Annotated in this window: 14 protein-coding genes; 10 read left to right on the top strand and 4 right to left on the bottom strand. The window is 69.8% G+C overall.

What is annotated here, in order from left to right; genetic code table 11:
- Position 1 precedes the first annotated feature (1 nt).
- Positions 2-1,582, bottom strand: a complete 1,581-nt coding sequence (locus tag VF330_RS31925) for a cation acetate symporter (RefSeq protein WP_330855420.1) — start codon at positions 1,580-1,582, stop codon at positions 2-4.
- A gap of 3 nt (positions 1,583-1,585) precedes the next feature.
- On the bottom strand, positions 1,586-2,002 hold the full coding sequence (locus tag VF330_RS31920) for a DUF485 domain-containing protein (RefSeq protein WP_330855419.1): 417 nt from the start codon (positions 2,000-2,002) through the stop codon (positions 1,586-1,588).
- A gap of 275 nt (positions 2,003-2,277) precedes the next feature.
- On the opposite strand from VF330_RS31920, the gene VF330_RS31915 reads away from it, so the two are divergent.
- The 9 genes from VF330_RS31915 to VF330_RS31880 all read left to right on the top strand — a co-directional run bounded on the left by VF330_RS31915 (position 2,278) and on the right by VF330_RS31880 (position 13,752).
- Positions 2,278-3,726, top strand: coding sequence for an OFA family MFS transporter (locus VF330_RS31915; protein ID WP_330855418.1), 1,449 nt, complete (start codon positions 2,278-2,280; stop codon positions 3,724-3,726).
- Entirely contained in the window at positions 3,723-3,830 is a 108-nt protein-coding gene (locus tag VF330_RS42120; protein ID WP_414675501.1) for an MFS transporter small subunit, read from the top strand. Before VF330_RS31915 ends, VF330_RS42120 begins: the two co-directional genes overlap by 4 nt.
- The gene (locus VF330_RS31910) at positions 3,830-5,902 is read left to right on the top strand and encodes a nitrate- and nitrite sensing domain-containing protein (protein ID WP_330855417.1); all 2,073 of its coding nucleotides are present in this window, start codon (positions 3,830-3,832) and stop codon (positions 5,900-5,902) included. The genes VF330_RS42120 and VF330_RS31910 overlap by 1 nt, the downstream gene beginning before the upstream one ends.
- A complete protein-coding gene (locus tag VF330_RS31905; RefSeq protein WP_330855416.1) occupies positions 5,899-6,297 on the top strand; it encodes a roadblock/LC7 domain-containing protein in 399 nt (132 codons plus the stop codon). Before VF330_RS31910 ends, VF330_RS31905 begins: the two co-directional genes overlap by 4 nt.
- Positions 6,294-6,827 carry a DUF742 domain-containing protein gene (locus VF330_RS31900; protein WP_330855415.1) on the top strand — a complete coding sequence of 178 codons (534 nt, stop codon included), beginning with the start codon at positions 6,294-6,296 and terminating at the stop codon, positions 6,825-6,827. Before VF330_RS31905 ends, VF330_RS31900 begins: the two co-directional genes overlap by 4 nt.
- Before the next feature lie 70 nt (positions 6,828-6,897).
- Complete coding sequence (locus tag VF330_RS31895) at positions 6,898-7,485, top strand: nitroreductase family protein (RefSeq protein ID WP_330855414.1); 588 nt, start codon at positions 6,898-6,900, stop codon at positions 7,483-7,485.
- Positions 7,482-10,397, top strand: coding sequence for an AfsR/SARP family transcriptional regulator (locus VF330_RS31890; RefSeq protein WP_330855413.1), 2,916 nt, complete (start codon positions 7,482-7,484; stop codon positions 10,395-10,397). The genes VF330_RS31895 and VF330_RS31890 overlap by 4 nt, the downstream gene beginning before the upstream one ends.
- A 556-nt stretch (positions 10,398-10,953) precedes the next feature.
- Positions 10,954-11,502 (top strand): Uma2 family endonuclease, encoded by a 549-nt coding sequence (locus VF330_RS31885; RefSeq protein WP_330855412.1) that lies wholly within the window; start codon positions 10,954-10,956, stop codon positions 11,500-11,502.
- Between the two features lie 138 nt (positions 11,503-11,640).
- Positions 11,641-13,752, top strand: coding sequence for a terpene synthase family protein (locus tag VF330_RS31880; RefSeq protein ID WP_330855411.1), 2,112 nt, complete (start codon positions 11,641-11,643; stop codon positions 13,750-13,752).
- Here the strand turns inward: VF330_RS31880 and VF330_RS31875 are convergent.
- Together VF330_RS31875 and VF330_RS31870 are read right to left on the bottom strand one after the other, a co-directional pair.
- Positions 13,730-14,752, bottom strand: a complete 1,023-nt coding sequence (locus VF330_RS31875) for an alpha/beta hydrolase (RefSeq protein WP_330855410.1) — start codon at positions 14,750-14,752, stop codon at positions 13,730-13,732. The genes VF330_RS31880 and VF330_RS31875 overlap by 23 nt on opposite strands.
- Positions 14,749-16,080, bottom strand: coding sequence for a cytochrome P450 (locus tag VF330_RS31870; protein ID WP_330855409.1), 1,332 nt, complete (start codon positions 16,078-16,080; stop codon positions 14,749-14,751). Before VF330_RS31870 ends, VF330_RS31875 begins: the two co-directional genes overlap by 4 nt.
- 122 nt (positions 16,081-16,202) lie before the next feature.
- Between VF330_RS31870 and VF330_RS31865 the strand changes: the two genes are divergently transcribed.
- Positions 16,203-17,021, top strand: a complete 819-nt coding sequence (locus VF330_RS31865) for an SAM-dependent methyltransferase (RefSeq protein WP_330855408.1) — start codon at positions 16,203-16,205, stop codon at positions 17,019-17,021.
- The last annotated feature ends 30 nt before the right edge of the window (positions 17,022-17,051 follow it).

Below are 17,051 nucleotides of genomic sequence, written 5' to 3'. Positions count from 1 at the left end.
GTCAGGCCTTCGCGCCGATGCCCGAGATCGCTCGCACTTCCATCTCCGCCGCCAGGGCCGCCTTGTCCTCGTCCGGCTTCGAGAAGATCGTCGCCAGGAAGCCGCACAGGAAGGAGAACGGGATCGACACGATGCCCGGGTTGCCCAGGGGGAACCAGGCGAAGTCCACGTCCGGGAAGATCGACGTCTTCGCGCCGGACATGACCGGCGAGAAGATGATGAGCAGCAGGCACGAGCCCAGGCCGCCGTAGATGCTCCACAGGGTGCCGGTGGTGTTGAAGCGGCGCCAGAAGATCGTGTAGAGGATCGTCGACAGGTTCGCGGACGCGGCCAGCGCCAGCGCGAGGGACACGAGGAACGCGACGTTCTGACCGTTGGCCGCGATGCCGCCGATGATCGACAGGATGCCGACCACGACCGCGGTCAGGCGGGCGACCTTGATCTCCCTGCGGGGTTCCACGTTGCCGCGTTTGATGACGTTCGCGTAGACGTCGTGGGCGAACGAGGCCGAGGCGGCCAGTGTGAGGCCTGCCACCACCGCGAGGATCGTGGCGAACGCCACTGCGGAGACGATGCCCAGCAGGACCGCGCCGCCGATCTCGAACGCGAGCAGCGGTGCCGCCGAGTTCTCGCCGCCCGGTGCGGCGGCGATCTCGTCGGAGCCCACCAGGGCCATCGCGCCGAAGCCGATCACCAGGGTGCACAGGTAGAAGATGACCATCGTCCACGTCGCCCAGACGACCGAGCGGCGGGCCTCCGAGGCGTTCGGCACCGTGTAGAAGCGCATCAGGACGTGCGGCAGGGAGGCGATGCCCAGCACCAGGGACAGGGCCAGCGAGACGAAGTCCAGTTTGGACATCGCGCTGAAGCCGTACTTCGCGCCGGGGTCGAGGACGGCGTCGCCGAGCTTGTTGTGGTCGGTGGCCTGGTCCATGATCGCGGACAGGCTGAAGCCGAACTTGCCCAGCAGGAACACGCTCATCAGCGTCACGCAGAGCAGCAGCAGGACGGCCTTGATGATCTGCACCCAGGTCGTGCCCTTCATGCCGCCGAGCAGCACGTACAGCACCATGACCATGCCCACCAGGGCGATCAGGATCGCCTGGCCCCACTTCGAGGTCACGTTGAGCAGCAACGCGATCAGGCCGCCGGCGCCCGCCATCTGCGCGATCATGTAGAAGAACGAGATCACCAGGGTCGCGTTCGCCGCGGCCGCGCGGACCGGGCGCTGCCTCATCCGGAACGCCAGCACGTCGCCCACGGTGAAGCGGCCCGTGTTGCGCAGGCCCTCCGCGATCAGCAGCAGGCCGACCAGCCAGGCGACGACCCAGCCGACGGAGTAGAGGAAGCCGTCGTAGCCGTGCGCCGCGATGCCGCCGGAGATGCCGAGGAACGACGCGGCGGACAGGAAGTCACCGGACAGCGCCACGCCGTTCTGGGCGCCGGTGAACGAGCTGCCGGCGGCGTAGTAGTCCGACGCCGTCACGTTGCGGCTGCTGAAGCGGTAGACGATGTACAGGGTGATCAGGACGAACACCGCGAAGACGCTGAGGTTCAGCACCGGGTTGCCGGTGGTGTCCATGCCTTACTCCTCGACGCCCGTCATCTCTGCGAGCAATTTCCGCTGCGGATCCAGCCGTCGCTTTGCGTAGCGGGCATAACCGAGCGTGATGATGATGGAAGTCACAAACTGGCCCAAGCCCAGCAGGATGCCGAGGTTGATTACGCCGATCACCTTGGTGCTGACGAAGTCTTTCGCGTACGCGGACAGCAGCACGAAGGTGAGGTAGGACGCGAGGAAAAGGGCGGTCATCGGGAAGATGAACGTCGTGAGACGACGCCGGAGGTTCCGGAATTCCTCGGTCTGCCGAATCGCCTCGAAGTTCGGTTTGCCGTTCGAATCGACGTACGACAAAGTCTCGGGGTCGTCGAACGACGCGAAACCCCGGATTTCCCGGTACTCCTGCTGCGTTTCGCCAGGCGACCGGATCGCCTTGGTCATGTGGCCCTGCCCCTCGGTGTGCGGCGCCCACTGTAGCGCCCTCACGTGTGCAGTCAACGTGCGCGCGCACACGGAAACGGTCCAAACCGGACCAAACCCGGACTGAACTCGGATAATCCATTCGTCTCAAATGGTCTGTCGCACGGGTTGTCCTGCGATGATCATCGGAAGTTGCGTCCGGTGCAACGGTGACGGACGGTGCCAGGCCGTTGTCGCACGTGTGCACCTGGCCTAGGATCGTTCGGTCCGCGTATTTGGTGACGGTTGGGGATAAAGTGGGGTTCTTAGCGCGCGAACGCCAAGTCGCGCCTCCCGGATGGAACCGCTGGCTCGTTCCGCCCGCAGCACTGGCGATTCATCTCTCCATTGGTCAGGCATACGCCTGGAGCGTCTTCAAGACGCCCCTTGAGAAATCGCTCGGCATCACGGGAACGCAGTCCGCGTTGCCGTTCCAGCTCGGCATCGTGATGCTCGGGCTCTCGGCCGCCGTCCTCGGCACGACCGTGGAGCGCCGTGGTCCCCGCTGGGCCATGCTCATGTCGCTGATCGCCTTCTGCTCCGGCCTGCTGATCTCGGCCGTCGGCGTGTGGGCCGGCCAGTACTGGGTGGTCGTCGTCGGCTACGGCCTGGTCGGCGGCATCGGCCTCGGCATCGGCTACATCTCGCCGGTCTCGACGCTGATCAAGTGGTTCCCCGACCGTCCCGGCATGGCGACCGGCATCGCGATCATGGGCTTCGGCGGCGGCGCGCTGATCGCCTCGCCGTGGTCGACCTCGATGCTGACCGCGTTCGGCGCCACCACCTCGGGCATCGGCAAGGCCTTCCTCGTGCACGGCATCGCCTACGCGGTCTTCATGAGCCTCGGCGTGCTGCTGATCCGCCTGCCTTCCAAGGAGTTCACGGCGGAGAAGGAGGCGCTGCTCAAGGACAAGCCCAACAAGGCCACCGTCACCCACAACGTCTCCGCGAACAACGCGATCAAGACGCCGCAGTTCTGGCTGCTGTGGGTCGTGCTGTGCTTCAACGTCACCGCGGGCATCGGCATCCTGGAGAAGGCCGCGCCGATGCTGGTCGACTTCTTCAAGGAGTCCTCGACGCCGGTCGCCGCGACCGCCGCCACCGGTTTCGTCGCGCTGCTCTCCGCCGCCAACATGGCGGGCCGGTTCGTCTGGTCGTCCACTTCGGACATCGTGGGCCGCAAGAACATCTACCGCCTCTACCTCGGCGTCGGCGCCCTGCTCTACCTGGTGCTGCTGACCGTCGGCTCGACCAGCACCCCGCTGTTCGTGATCGCGGCGATGGTGATCCTGTCGTTCTACGGCGCGGGCTTCGCGACCGTTCCCGCGTACCTGCGCGACCTGTTCGGCACCTACCAGGTCGGCGCGATCCACGGCCGCCTGCTGACCGCGTGGTCGGTGGCGGGCGTGCTCGGGCCGCTGATCGTCAACGCGATCGCGGACGCGGGCAAGAAGGCCGGGCACGTCGGCCCGGACTTGTACGCCACGTCGTTCTACATCATGATCTCGCTGCTGGTCGTCGGTTTCGTCGCGAACGAGTTGATCCGCCCGGTCAACCCGAAGTTCCACGAGCCGGAGGCAACCGCCGGGGCGGGTGAACCGTCCCCTCGGACGGACGACGGCGGAACGGCCGCCAGGTGGAACGAGGCCGAGGCCGCGGAAGCCGCCGAGGACGAGGAAGAGTCGGAAGGCGTGGTGAAGAAGTGAGCTCCCAGCGCTTGTTGCTGATCGGTGCGTGGCTGTGGGTGGGTCTCCCGCTCGCCTACGGCCTGTACCGGCTCTTCCTGAACGCGGCCAAGCTCTTCGTCTGATGTTCACCGCGCTCGTCAACTGGCGCAACTGGCGCCTGCCGGTCAAGCTCGCCGCTGTGTTGATCGTTCCGGTCACCATCGCGGTGGGCGCCGGCGTCGTGCAGATCCAGTCGCACATCGAACGCGCCGAGTCCTACGCGGCGCTCCAGCGGCAGGTCAAGGTCCGCTCCGCGCTGATCCCCGTCATCAGGGGCGTGCAGGCCGAACGGCGGATCATCGCCGAGGGGGCCGACCGGCAGAGCCTCCTCGACGAGGGCCGTCGCACCGACGAGGCCCGCAAGGCGTTGCGGGAGCAGATCGGCAAGACGTCGCTCAGCGAGGTCGTGCACGCCCGCATGGACGACGTCCAGGGCAGGATCGGCGACCTCACCGCGCTGCGGGAACGGACCGACGACGCCCCGGCCACGGTCAGGACCTACACCGAGCTCACCGAGTCGCTGCTCGACGTGGACGAGGTCCTCGCGAGCGAGTTCGGCGACGCCGCGCTGCTGCGCACCGCCATGGGCCTGCACCACGTCCTGCACGTGCAGGAGCAGGTCCTCTACCAGCAGTCGGTCGTGCTGACCGGGATCAGCCGCGGGCAGCTCGTCCAGGCGGAGGTGCGGTCGCTGGTCGAGTCCAACGTCAAGCTCAGCTACATCGCGGGCGAGTTCGCGGCGCTCGCGACCCCGGACCAGCTCAAGGACTACGGGACCAAGTTCAACGGCCCCGACATCGAGGCCCAGCGCAAGATGCTGGCCGCCGCGCTGCTGCACCCGACCGCGGACGCCGCCGGCACCGGCGGCAGGCCCCCGGCGAAGCTGCCGATCTCGGCGGCGGACTGGAGCAAGGCCTCCGGTGCCGTCGCGACGTCGTTGAACAGCGTGGTCGACGGCATGCAGACCGACCTGCGCGACACCGCGAACCGCCTGCGCGACGAGACCAGCGACGCCGCCGGCGCGGCCGCCGCGATCCTGTTCGCCAGCCTGATCCTCGCGGCCACCGTCGGGTTCGTCGTCGGCCGCTACCTGCTGAGGTCGCTGAACACCCTGCGCCGCTCCGCGCTGGACGTGGCGTGGGAGAAGCTGCCGGAGATGGTCGCGACCGGCCGCGGCAGCACCGAGATCGAGGCCGTGCCGGTGACCACGACCGAGGAGTTCGGCCAGGTGGCGCGTGCGTTCGACGAGGTGCACCAGCAGGCCGTGAAGTCGGTCCTCGAACAGGCCGCCATGCGCGCGAACATGCGCAACATCTTCGTGAACCTCTCGCGGCGCAGCCAGAGCCTCGTCGAACGCCAGCTCAAGCTGATGGAGGAGCTGGAGAAGTACGAGGAGGACCCGGACCAGCTCGCGGACCTCTTCAAGCTCGACCACCTCGCCACCCGCATGCGCCGCAACAACGAGAACCTCATGGTGCTCTCCGGCGGCGAGGTGGCCCGGCGGTTCCACAAGCCGATCCCGCTCACCGACGTGCTGCGCGCGGCGGCCGCGGAGATCGAGCAGTACCAGCGGGTGGCCGTGCACACGGCGCCCAACGCCGAGGTGGTGGGCTACGTCGCGAGCGACCTGGTCCGCCTGCTCGCCGAGCTGCTCGACAACTCGACGGCCTTCTCACCGCCGCACACCCAGGTGTCGATCAGCGCGTCCATCGAGGCGGGCGGCATCGTGCAGATCGACGTGGTCGACCAGGGCATCGGCATCGACCCGGAAGCCCTCGCGGTCGTGAACGAACGCCTCGCCGCGGCCGGTGAGGGCGCGGACGTGCAGGTCTTCCGCGAAATGGGCCTCTTCGTCGTCGGCAGGCTCGCGGCGCGCCACGAGATCGTGGTACGCCTCGACGCGCACCAGGGCAAGGGCACTCGCGCGATCGTGTTGGTTCCCGCCGAACTGGCACCACAGCGCGAGCAGTCCTGGGAGTCTTTCCGAGGGGAAGCGATCGAGCGGCATCAGGCATCCTGGTTCCAGGAGCCCACGGCAGCACCGAAGCCTCCCCCGGCACCCGCGCGGCAGACACCGGAGTCCGCCAGAGGATTCCTCAACGCCTTCCAGAGCGGTGTGCAGCGAGGCCTTCCCGACCACCAGGAGAGTCGATGAGCACGCAGGTGGACCAGTTCGGCTGGCTGGTCACCAACTTCGCCGAACGCACGCCCGGCATCGAGCACGCCGTGGTGATCTCGGCCGACGGCTTGGTGCTGATCTCGTCGTCGAAGCTCCCGCCGCAGATCGCCCCGCAGTTCGCGGCGATCGTGGCCGGCGTGGTGTCACTGGCCGAGTCCGCGTCGCAGTGCTTCGCCGGCGAGGCCGTCGTGCGCACGGTCGTGCAGATGGACCGGGGCGTGATGCTGATGTCGTCCATCAGCGACGGTTCGGTCCTTGCGGTGCTGGCCTCGTCGTCCTCCGACGTCGCCCAGGTCGCCTACGAGATGACGGTGGTCGTGCGCCAGGTGGGCCAGCTGCTCACGCCGGAACTGCGGGCCGAGCTGGCATGAGCCGAGATCCCGACGAGCAGGTCAACTTCGGCGACCTGATCAGTGGTTTCAGCTTCGACAGCGACCGGATCCGCAAGCGCGGCAAGAAGAAGACCTCGCGCGCGCCGGAACCCGTGCTGGAGCAGCCGGACCCGTACGCCACGGCCGTCTTCGAACCGGTGCCCCCGCTGCCCTCGGTCGAGTCCGGGGTCGACACCTCGTCGTCGATCGTCCGCGCCTACGCGTGGACCGGCGGGCGCACCGTGTCCGAGGTGCACCTGGAGATCGAGTCGCTGGTCTCGGTGAACGAGCGGTCCTCCACGGCGGTCCGGCCGGAGCACCAGGACGTGCTGGCGCTGTGCCACTCGCCCCGGTCGGTGGCGGAGATCGCCGCGCTGCGCGGGTTGCCGTTGGGGGTCACCAAGGTCCTGCTCGGCGACATGGCCGCGCACGGCCTGATCGACGTGCACCGGACCGCGTCCTCCTACGGCGCGGACCGGCCGGACGGGCAGCTGCTGGAGCGGGTGCTGGCGGGGCTGAGACGGCTCTAGGGACGCGGCGAACCCCCGCTGGGAGGTTCTCGGCGCTGCTACGGTCGAGATCACATCCGGGGAGGCAGCCGTGGAGTTCCAGGACGTCGTCCGCCGCAGGCGGATGGTGCGCAAGTTCACCGACGAGCCGGTCAGCGACGAGAGCGTCCAGCGGATCATGCGCAACGCCGTGCGCGGTCCGTCCGCCGGTTTCTCGCAGGGCCAGGGGTTCCTGGTGCTGCAGGGGGAGGCGTTGCGGCGCCTCACCGAGAAGTTCGAGTGGTGGGGCGGCGAGGACGCCAAGAAGGCGCCGGTCGTCGTGATCCCGTTCTCGGCCAAGGACGTGTACCTCGACCGGTACGCGCAGGCCGACAAGGGGTGGACCGACCGCAGCGAGGACCACTGGCCCGTGCCGTACTGGGACATCGACACCGGCATGGCGTCGCTGCTGATCCTGCAGACCGCGGTGGACGAGGGGCTCGGCGCCGTCTTCTTCGGCACGAACCGGGAGCAGTGGCCCGCGTTGCGGGCGGAGTTCGGCGTGCCGGAGACCTACTCGCCGATCGGGATCATCGCGATCGGGCACCCGGACGAGACCGGCATCTCCGAAGGGGCCTCGCCGCGCACCCGCAAGCGCGTGCCGTTCGAGGAGATCGTGCACTGGGGTCAGTGGGCGTGAGGTCGTTCGGCCTGCTCGGGCCGTTGGACGTGGTGCTCGACGGGCGCCGCGTCCACGTCCCGCCCGGCAAGCGGCGGGTGGTGCTCGCCGCGTTGCTGGTGCGGGCACGGCAGGTCGTGGGCGTCGACGAGCTCGTCGAGCTGGTCGGCGGGTCGCGCAACGCGCTGCAGACCACGGTCGGGCGGCTGCGGGAGGACCTCGGCCGGCCGGACCTCGTGCTGACCAGGCCGGGCGGGTACCTGCTGGACGTGCCGCCGGACGACGTCGACGTCCACCGGTTCGGCCTGCTCCCGCCGCGTGAGGCGCTGGCGCTGTGGCGCGGCAGGCCGTTCGCGGACATCGGCAGCGACGCGCTCGAACGCGACCACGTGCCCGCGTTGACCGAGAGGTACCTGGCGACGCTGGAGGCGCGGATCGACGACGACCTGCGCGCCGGCGGACACGAACGGCTCGTGCCCGAGCTGCGCTCGCTCACCGGACAGCACCCCACCAGGGAACGGATGTGGGCGCAGCTGGTCGTGGCGCTGCACCGGTGCGACCGGCAGACCGAGGCGTTGCAGGCCTACGAGGAGATCAGGGCGAAGCTCGCCGGTGAGCTCGGCCTCGACCCCGGCAAGGACCTGCAGCAGGCGCACCGGCAGGTGCTCACGGCCGACAACAGGCCGAGGGCCCGCAACGACCTGCCCGGCGACATCGCCGACTTCGCCGGCCGCACGGGCGACCTGGACGAGATCCTCGCCGCCGTGCCGTCCGGGTGCGTCGCGATCACCGCCATCGACGGCATGGCGGGCATCGGCAAGACGACCCTCGCCGTCCGCGCCGCCCACCGCCTCGCCGCGCGCTTCCCCGACGCACAGCTCTTCGTCGACCTGCACTCCCACACCGCCGGCGTCGAACCGCGAACCCCGTCCGACGCGCTGCTGGCGTTGCTGACCGCACTGGGCGTGCCGGCCCAGGACGTCCCGGACGGCCTGGACGCCCGCGCCGCGCGGTGGCGGGCGGAGATGGCCCACCGCAAGGCACTCGTCGTGCTCGACAACGCGGGCAGCGCGGCCCAGGTCCGCCCGTTGCTGCCGGGAACCGGGCTGGTGCTCGTCACGTCACGGCGCCGGCTCGTCGACCTGGACGCCGCGCACACGGTGTCGTTGGACGTGCTGTCCGAAGAGGACTCGTTGCAGCTGCTGGGAAGCATCACCCGCAGGAACGTCGAGGACTGCCGCGAGGTCGTGCGCCTGTGCGGCCACCTCCCGCTCGCCGTGCGGATCGTCGGCGCCCGCTGGCGCACCCGGCCCGCGTGGTCCGCGCAGGACGTCGTCCGCCGCCTGACCGGGCAACGGCTGACCGAGCTGACCGCCGGCGAACGCAGCGTCGCGGGCGCGTTCGCGTTGTCCTACCGGCAGCTCACGGCCGAGCAGCAGCGGTTGTTCCGGCGGCTCGGCCTGCACACCGGTGAGGACTGGGACGCGCACCTCGCCGCGGCGGTGGCCGGGTCCACGCGGGCGGAGGCCGAACGCCTGCTGGACGAGCTGCTCGACGTGCACCTGGTGCAGCAGAAGGAGAACGGCCGCTACCGCCTCCACGACCTGCTGGCCGACCACGCGAAGGCCGCGGTGGAGCCGGGGGAGAGGAGCGAGGCGGTCGTCCGCGTCCTCGACCACTACCTGCGCGGCGCGGAGGACTCCGCCCGCAAGATCGCTCCCGGCCGCCCGGCGTTCGACTCCGCCGTCACCTCCGAGCCGGTCGACCCGCCGGTGTTCGCCGGACCGGTCGAGGCCCTCGCGTGGCAGGCGGCGGAACGGCAGAACCTCAAGGCCGCCGTGTACCTAGCCGCGTACGAGGGCCACTACCGCCATGCCTGGCAGCTGCCGTCCCACTTCTCGCACTACCTGTGGCTCAGCGGAGCGGGCCGGGAGCGCGTCGAGGTGCAGAGCGTCGCACTCGCGGCCGCGCACGCCCTCGGTGACCTCAAAGCGCGCGCGGAAGCGTTGCGGGGCTTGGGTTCGGCGTACATGGACGACGGCAACCCGAAGGCGGAGGAGCACCTGCGCGAAGCGGCCGGCCTGATGCGGCAGATCGGCGACCGGCGCGGCGAGGCGTCGGCGTTGGGCCTGCTCGGCATGATGGCGCGCGAACGGGGCGAGTACGACACGTCGATGGAGCACTTCCAACGCGGTCTCGTGCTCATGCGCCAGGCCGGCGCGCCCACCGGGGTGGCCAACGCGCTGCACAACATCGGCATCAACCACGCGGAGCTGGGCCGGACCGGCGAGGCCCTCGCGCACATGCGCGAAGCGGCCGCGCTGGTGGAGGAACGCGGTGACGTCCGCGAGCTCGCGGTCACGTTGAACAACATCGCCCACGCGCACTTCGACGCCTACCAGGACGACGAATGCCTGCGCTGCATGGAACGCTCGCTCGCCGCCTACCGGCAGTGCGGCGACCGGCGCGGCGAGGCGCTCGCCCTGGCCGACTTCGCCCGCTGGCGGTACGAGATGGGCCACCTCACCGTCGCGGGCGCGCTGGCGCGGGACGTCGCGAGGCTCTGCCGGGAGTACACGAACCTGCCCGACGACGAAGCCGTCCTGGCAGCGATGAGGGAGATCCGCGACCACGTCGGCCAGATGACGCTGTACGTGGCGCTGTCGCTCGACGCGCTGACGGGCGGCCGACCCGCCGAGTCGGTCGGCTACCTGAAGCGGTTCCAGGCCCTCGGGAAGGTGCGCCGCTGGTGGAGCGACGAACGCGTGCTCGAACAGCTCGCCGCCGCGCACCTGGAGCTCGGTGACCGGGAGGCGGCGGTCCGGTACGCGGAGCAGGCGGTGGCGGCCGCGGAGCGCGGCCACCAGCCCCGTCCCCTCGCCGTGGCGAAGCGGACCCTCGCTAGAGCGAAAGCCCCAGTGCCACCAGCGTGACCACGGCCGCGGCCAGCACCGCGAACGCCACCCACTGCCGCACCCTGTCGCCGGTCCTGCGCATCCCTGCTCCCCTCGGTGGTGGTGCCACCGAGGGTGTGGGAAGCCACCCACACGCCGTCCCCACGGCGATCACACGGGTCACCCCGGAATTGATCGGGTCAACGCCGGGAGCATTTCGATCTTCTTTTCGTGAGGTCGGTGTGAGCTATTGCTCCGAGCGAGTGCTTGGCTGGCCCTTAAGATTCCGTTAGGGTCGCATTCGCGAGCAATTGGCGGGCTCGGCGGCGTTATCGGAAATCGGCCGAAAATTGATCCAAAATTAGCCACTTGTTCGATTGAAACCATCTCGCTGCGCCGTCCGGGTGGTGACGTCCACGGCAGGACCAGCCGGTGCTCACCCTGCGGGATGGTGCAGGTCGGGACATGTGCGTGCAGTGGTGTGGCGTCGGCCAAAAGGGGCTTGCGAGTCGTGCGGATCGGACCAGTCTTGTCTAATGGCATCGCCGGGACCGCGCCGGCGGACGGTGGCCTCGACCAGGGGGTGGAACGCACCATGGGTGGTGTCCCGACGTTTCCCCACGGCAGACCGCTGACGTGGGCGGACCTGGAGGCGATGCCTGATGACGGGCACCGTTTCGAACTCGTCGACGGGGTGCTGGTCGTGAGCCCCTCACCCCGCCCCGTCCACCAGCGCGTCGTCGCCCGGCTGCTGGTGGCGCTGACGGCTGTCTGCCCTCCGGAGCTGGAGGTCCTCCCCGCTCCGGTCGACGTGGTGCTCGCGGACGACACGGTCTTCATCCCCGACCTGGTGGTGGGCCGGCGCGAGCAGTTCACCAGGCAGGCGCTCGTGGGGCCGCCGGTGCTGGCGGTCGAGGTCCTGTCGCCCCGCACGCGGCACGTGGACCTGGAGCTCAAGCGGGCGAAGTTCCAGGAAGTCGGCTGCGAGAACTACTGGATGATCGACTACGACAGTCCGTGGCTGCGCTGCCTGCACCTCGAGAACGGGGCGTACGTCGAGCAGGCCCGGTCCGACGGCGAGGAGATCGTCGAACTGCAATTCCCGTTTGCGGTGAAGCTGAGCGCCCAGTCCCTGGTGCGCTGAGTGTTCGTCACGGGAGCTCCGTTGCGCTGATCGGGCGACACACCTCCACCCCCGTGTGGATCACGGTGGCACATCTGGCGTCCCCGAGCGCCGGGCTGGTTGCGTTCACCGCGTCCCGCCCCACGCCCGGAGGTCCCATTGCAGCCGTTCCAGCTGCCGGAGTTCTACACGCCCCACCCGGCCCGGCTGAACCAGAACCTCGAACGCGCCCGCGTGCACACAAGGGCGTGGGCGCGCGAGATGGACATGGTCGACGTCCCGCAGCACGGCACCGTCGTCTGGACGGCCGACGACCTCGAGTCGCACGACTATGCGTTGCTCTGCGCCTACACGCACCCGGACTGCGACGGCGAGACGCTCGACCTCGTCACCGACTGGTACGTGTGGGTCTTCTACTTCGACGACCACTTCGTCGAGCTGTTCAAGCGCAGCCGGGACATCGCGGGGGCGCAGGCCCACCTCGACCGGCTGCCGCTGTTCATGCCCGTCTCCGGCGTCATCACCGAGACCCCGGAGAACCCGGTCGAGAAAGGCCTCGCCGACCTCTGGCGCCGCACCGTCGGCACGCACTCGCGCGACTGGCGCGAGCGGTTCGCCGCCAACACCCGGCACCTGCTCGACGAGTCGATGTGGGAGCTGCACAACATCAGCGCGAAACGGCTCGCGAACCCCGTCGAGTACGTCGAGATGCGCCGCCGCGTCGGTGGCGCGCCGTGGAGCGCGAACCTGGTCGAGCACGCCGTCGGCCTCGAAGTCCCCGCGCACATCGCCGCGACCAGGCCGATCGAGGTCCTGCGGGACACCTTCAGCGACGCCGTGCACCTGCGCAACGACCTGTTCTCCTACGAGCGCGAGGTCCTCGACGAGGGCGAGCTCTCGAACGGTGTGCTGGTGTTCGAGAAGTTCCTCGGCCTGCCCACCCAGCAGGCCGCCGACGCCGTCAACGACCTGCTGACGTCCCGCCTGCACCAGTTCGAGCACACGGCGCTCACGGAGGTGCCGATCCTGCTGGAGGAGCACGCCGTCGACCCCGCGGGCCGCGCGGCCGTGCTGGGCTACGTGAAGGGCCTCCAGGACTGGCAGGCGGGCGGTCACGAGTGGCACCTGCGGTCGTCGCGGTACATGAACAAGGGCGTGCCGCTCGGCATGTCCGCCGCGAGCGTCCTCGGCTCGTACGCCAAGACGATGCCGCAGCGGATCGGCCAGTTCACCAGCACGCCCAAGGTCGTCGAGCCGTACGTGCTGCCGTCGTTCGACGTGCCGTTCCCGCTGGCGCTGAGCCCCCACCTGGACCGGGCCAGGGACGAGGTGGCGATCTGGGCCGTCGAGCAGGGCTTCACCGGCGAGGGCGTGTGGGACGAGCGGAAGCTGCGCGGCTTCGACTTCCCGCTCTGCTCCGCGGGCATCGACCCGGACGCGACGGCGCAGGAGCTGTTCCTGTCCGGCTGCTGGCTCACCTGGGGCACGTACGCCGACGACGTCTACCCGCTCTGGTACGGCAGGACCCGCGACCTGGCGGGCGTGAAGACCCAGACCGCTCGCCTCAAGGCGTGCATGCCGCTCGACCTCGTGCAGACCGTCGTCCCGGCCAACGCGACCGAACGCTCGCTGGCCGACCTGTGGCAGCGGACCGCGGCGCCGATGACGCCCTCGTTCCGCTCCACGTTCCGCGACACCGTCGACGCGATGCTCGACAGCTGGGTGTGGGAGGTGGTCAACATGCACCACAACCGCATCCCCGACCCGGTCGACTACGTGGAAATGCGCCGCAGCACGTTCGGGTCGGAGCTGACGACCTCGCTCAGCCGCTTTTCGCATTCCGCGACCGTGCCGCCGGAACTGTGGGGAACGCGGGCCGTGCAGACGCTGGAACGGTCCGCGATGGATTACTGCACGATGCTCAACGACGTGTTCTCGTACACGAAGGAGACGCAGTACGAGGGCGAGGTGCACAACATCGTCCGCGTGGTCGAGAACTTCCTCGGGGTGCCGCAGGAACGCGCCTTCGAGATCACCTACGCGTTGATGGACGCCCGCCTGGACCAGTTCGTCAGGGCCGTCGACGACCTCCCGGACAACGCGGGGCTCACCCGGTACGCCGACGAGCTGAAGGACTGGATCGCCGGGATCATCCACTGGCACGAGCAGACCAGCCGCTACGACGAGGCCGGCGGGCTCCCGGCCTTCCAGCGGGGACCCTCCGGCCTCGGCACGTCCGCCTACCGGCTCACATCCCGAGCTTCGAGCTGAGCCACGCGCGGGTCGCGTCGCGGTAGGCGCCGGCGTTGCGGTGCAGGGCGAGGGAATGCCCCGCACCGGGCAGCACGTACGTCTGCAGCTGCGCTTCCGGCCGGTAGTAGGGGGCTTCCTGGGCGCGCAGGCTGGAAGCGCTCGAACAGTCGCGCAACGCCAGCAGCCCGCAGAAGAGCACGTCGCCGGAGCCCACGGCCTGCAACACCGGCACGTCGATGCCGTAGGTCGTGGGCAGCACGATGCCGAACACCGCCACGGTTCCGATGCCCGGCACCGAGACCTGGTCCTTGGTCAGCTCGTCGGCGTTCACGACGAGCTGCTCGGCGTCGTCCATCGCGTAGAACAAGCCGGCCCGCGCACCCGGCCTCGTCGTGAAGTACAGCGGGTCGCTGCCCAGCGTCGCGAGCAGGTCGTCGAGGAACACCGGCTGGAGTCCCAGTGCCGCACCGAGGGCGAGCACCGGGACGGCCGGCATGTGCGTCATCCCGGACAGCACCACGCCGTCGACGTCGTGGTAGGTCGCGGCCTCGGCGGCCACGATGCCGGACCCGACGGAGTGGCCGACGATGACGACCTTCTCGTACGCGGTGCCGCCGACCCGCCCTGCCCGCAGGTGCTGCACGACCTCGTGCATCGACCGCGCCTCGACGGAGATCAGCAGCGGCAGGCTCGGCGGCCGTGACGACGCACCCGCGCCGAGCCGGTCCACGGCGAACGTCGCGCGGCCCTCGCGGGCCATGTTCCGCTGGTACGAGTAGGACTCCGGCACACCCGGCAGGTCCCAGTAGGCGCGGTTGTACGTGCCGCCGTGCACCAGCAGCTGGACCGACCGCGGGTTCGCCCCCGCCGGTTTGCAGAGCTGGCCGGACACCGTGCCGGCGCCGCCGGGAGCGGACACCGGCAACGTCGTGACCGAGCAGTCGACACCGGCGGCGTGCGCTGCGGGCGTCAGGGAGATCGTCGCCAGGACCGCGGCGAGGACGGGGAGGAGTTTCACGCGGGAGGCTTTCTGCTCTGGGCGGTCATCGGCAGCCGGTCGGGCTGCATGGTCGCCTTCAGCTGGGCGTGGACGCGGTGTCCCGCTGCGGGGACGAGGTCCCACCGGGTCGCGATCGTCGCGGCCGCGATCGCGATCTCCGTGTGGGCGAGGAAGTGGCCGGGGCAGAACCGCGTGCCGGCACCGAACGGGATGAACGCGCCCTTGGGCAGGGCGGCGGCTCTCGCCGGTTCCCACCGGTCCGGGTCGAACCCGCCGGGGTCGGGGAACCAGCGCGGGTCGCGGTGCAGGGTGTGTTGCGAGACGGCGATCTCCGCGCCCTTCCGCACGAGCACGCCACCGATCTCGACGTCCTCGCGGGCCCGGCGCATCAGGATGATCGGCGGGGTGCGGCGCAGCACCTCGTTGATGATCCGGCCGGTGTACTCGAGCTTCGGCACGTCCTCGAACGTCGCGGGCCGGTCGCCCAGCACGGCGTCGACCTCGGCGTGGAACCGTTGCCGCACAACGGGTCGCGTGCCGACCTCGTGGAAGAACCACGCGAGCGCCACCGCCGTCGTCTCCGCACCGGTGGTGAGGATCGTGACGACCTCGTCGTGGACCTGCTCGTCCGTCATGGCCTCGCCGGTGTCGGCGTCGCGCGCGGCGAGCAGGGCCGACAGCAGGTCGCCGTGGTCGGCGCCGTCGCCGCGCGCCCCCAGGACGACCTCGGGGATCACCTCGCGCAACCGCGCGGCGGCCTCGTCGAACTCGCGGTTCGCCTTGAGCGGCAACCGTTCCACGAACCCCGGCGAGAACGCGCGCACCAGCACGTGCCGGAGCATGACCGGGATCGAGCGCCTGATCTCGTCGAGCACGCGTGGCCCGAGGTCGGCGGAGAACAGCGTGCGACCGGCGACGGTCATCACGAAGTCCTGCACCACCGCGTCGAGCTCCAGGCGCTGACCGTCGTGCCACGAGTCGCGCAGTTCGGTGGCCAGCGAAGTGATCACGGTCTCGGCGTAGGTCGCGACCCTGGTGCGGTGGAAGGCGGGCAGCACCATCCGCCGCTGCCGTTGGTTGAACGCGCCGTTGGAGGTGGCGAGCCCGTTGCCGAACAGCGGGCGCATCTTGTCGAAGACGATGCCCTTGTCGAACTTGTCCGACGCCAGCAGCTTCAGCGCGAGCTCGGGCGTCGTGACGAGGTGCACCGGCAGCGGCCCGAGGTAGACCTTCACCACCTCGCCCCTGGCTGATAACGAGGCCAGGAACTCGACGGGGTTGCGGAGCAGGGTGACGGTGTGACCGACGAGGGGCCACCGGCCCGGCACCGTCGTGACGCTCGGCATGACACCACCTCTCGTGCGACCCCGAACAACCTAGGGGTGCCGCGCCAGTGGTGGCGAGAAAGTACACACGATCGGGTGCTGAGCCGTTCGGCCGATGTGGTGCACACGGATACGCTCAGTCGGTGAGCAGCGACCTCGGTTGGGTTCCACCAGGGGTGGACACGACGGTGCCGTCACCGGCACGGGTGTACGACTACTGGCTCGGTGGTGGTCACAACTTCGCCCCGGACCGCGCGCTGGGCGAGAAGATCCTGCAGATCATGCCCGGCGTCCGCGACGCCGCCCGGATGAACAGGGCGTTCCTGCGCAGGTCGGCGCTGCACATGGTCGAGCGGGGCGTGCGGCAGTTCCTCGACATCGGCTCCGGCATCCCGACCGTCGGCAACCTGCACGAGATCGTGCAGGCGGAGGCGCCCGACTGCCGGGTCGTCTACGTTGACCGCGACGACGTGGCGGTCGCGCACAGCGAGCTCATCCTCGCGGGCAACGCCGGCACCGCCGTCGTGCAGGCCGACCTGCGCGACCTGGACGCGATCTTCAACGCGTGCTCGACGCGCGAGCTCCTCGACTTCGACGAGCCCGTCGGCCTGTTCATGTTGCTGGTGCTGCACTTCGTGCCGGACGAGTGGGACCCGGTGTCGATCGTGGGCCGCTACCGCGACCGGCTGGCGCCCGGCAGCTTCCTCGCGCTGTCGCACGCCTCCGCCGAGGCCAAGCCCGCCGGCATGGACGAGGCCGTGCGGACCTACAACGTCAAGAGCGCCGCCAACCAGGCGTTTCCGCGCACGCACGACGAGGTGATGGCGTTCTTCGCCGGGTTCGACCTGGTGGAGCCCGGTCTCGTCGGCTGCCCGTCGTGGCGTCCGGACAGCGAGGGCGACTTCGCGGCCAACCCGGAGGTCAACGAGGTCCCGTTCGCGGGGGTCGCTGTCCGGCGCTGACGGCCGGTGGTCAGCCGACGGTCAGCGCCG

The organism is Lentzea sp., assembly GCF_036380075.1.
Classification (GTDB): domain Bacteria; phylum Actinomycetota; class Actinomycetes; order Mycobacteriales; family Pseudonocardiaceae; genus Lentzea.
This window is presented reverse-complemented; position numbering and strand designations above follow the sequence as displayed.